We start from the raw sequence: 1,199 nt of genomic DNA on the forward strand, positions 1-1,199 counted from the left end.
GTGCGGCGGGCTCGATGCGCCCCGTGTGGTCATACAAAAACGCATGGACGCTCAGCATCCTTGAGCAATTCCTTTAGAACCCTTCCACGCCCAGACTTCCTCCATCGAACTGGCCGTCGGCTCGGCCTTCAAGTGGGAAGAAGGTGGCCTGCAGATCACCTCGACCGTGCAGGAACTGGCGCCGCTGCGCCGCATTGTCTGGACAGGCCCCGCGCAGGGCATCGACGCCGTCCACGTCTGGCAGTTCACCGAGACTGCGCAGGGCGTCAAGGTGAGCACCGAGGAATCGTGGAGTGGCGAGGTCGTGCGGGCCAACGCGGCATCGCTCCAACCCCTCCTGGATGGTGCGCTTCAGGAGTGGCTGACACGATTGAAGGCCACAAGCGAAGCCAGCGCGTCGAAAACAAGCCGTTAGACCCGCGTGAGCGGCGCCACCGTTCGTGGCGCCGTGACACCTATGATTCGCGTCGACGCGAGCGTCAATCGGTGTCTCGCGACCTGACGGCGCTGGGTGCTGCGAGGCCACAATCGCGAAACGAGCTTCGGTAGCGGAGTGGCGTCAAGCCAAGCAAATTCCGAAATGCCGTGCCCATGTGTGACTGATGCGAAAACCCGCACTCCAACGCGATCATCGCCAACGGCATGTCGGTTCGCTCGATCAGGGCGCGTGCGGCCTGCAGGCGGGTTTCAACGATGAAGGCGTGGGGAGTCATGCCAACCACTCGACTGAACTCACGCAGGAAATGGACTTCCGCCACCCCTTCGGCGCTTGCCAGTTGGGACAGTGTCAATGGTTGGTCGAACTCCGCGGCAATCCGATCCAGCACTCGAGCGCAACTCGCTCGGTCGATGTTTTTAGGCGCACTTCGTGGCACCGAGCAAAGACTCACGAACTGGACTGCGAGTTCTTCAAGCGCAAGCATATCGATGTCTGGATCCATCATGGCCTTGCGAATCGCTCGACCCAGCACCAAGGCCTGACGGTGTCCCGGCATCTCCTTGCGGAAATTGGGCAACGCGGTGGCGTCGTCCGTGGTGACGGGCCTCGTCCACCTGGCGACAAGGTATTCGCCGCCAGTTTGCGATTCTGAAAACACGGGTAACCCCGCAGGCGTGTAGGTCAGGACACCGGGCCAGGTGTCGAAGTCAACTCGATGGTCTGAATCGATGGAGTGCACCCCCGTCTGCCGCTCCAGAGC

At 61.8% G+C, this 1,199-nt stretch carries 2 protein-coding genes; one reads left to right on the plus strand and one right to left on the minus strand.

Translation table 11 applies throughout. The features are described from left to right. The first annotated feature begins 67 nt into the window (after window positions 1–67). A complete protein-coding gene (locus tag AC1D01_RS35600) occupies window positions 68–415 on the plus strand; it encodes an SRPBCC domain-containing protein (protein WP_477874368.1) in 348 nt (115 codons plus the stop codon). A 64-nt stretch (window positions 416–479) separates the two neighbouring features. Here the strand turns inward: AC1D01_RS35600 and AC1D01_RS35605 are convergent. Continuing rightward, the coding region (locus tag AC1D01_RS35605) for a helix-turn-helix domain-containing protein (RefSeq protein ID WP_477874366.1) at window positions 480–1,199 on the minus strand (720 nt) is incomplete at its 5' end.

The organism is Rhizobacter sp. P3_B12, assembly GCF_056402895.1.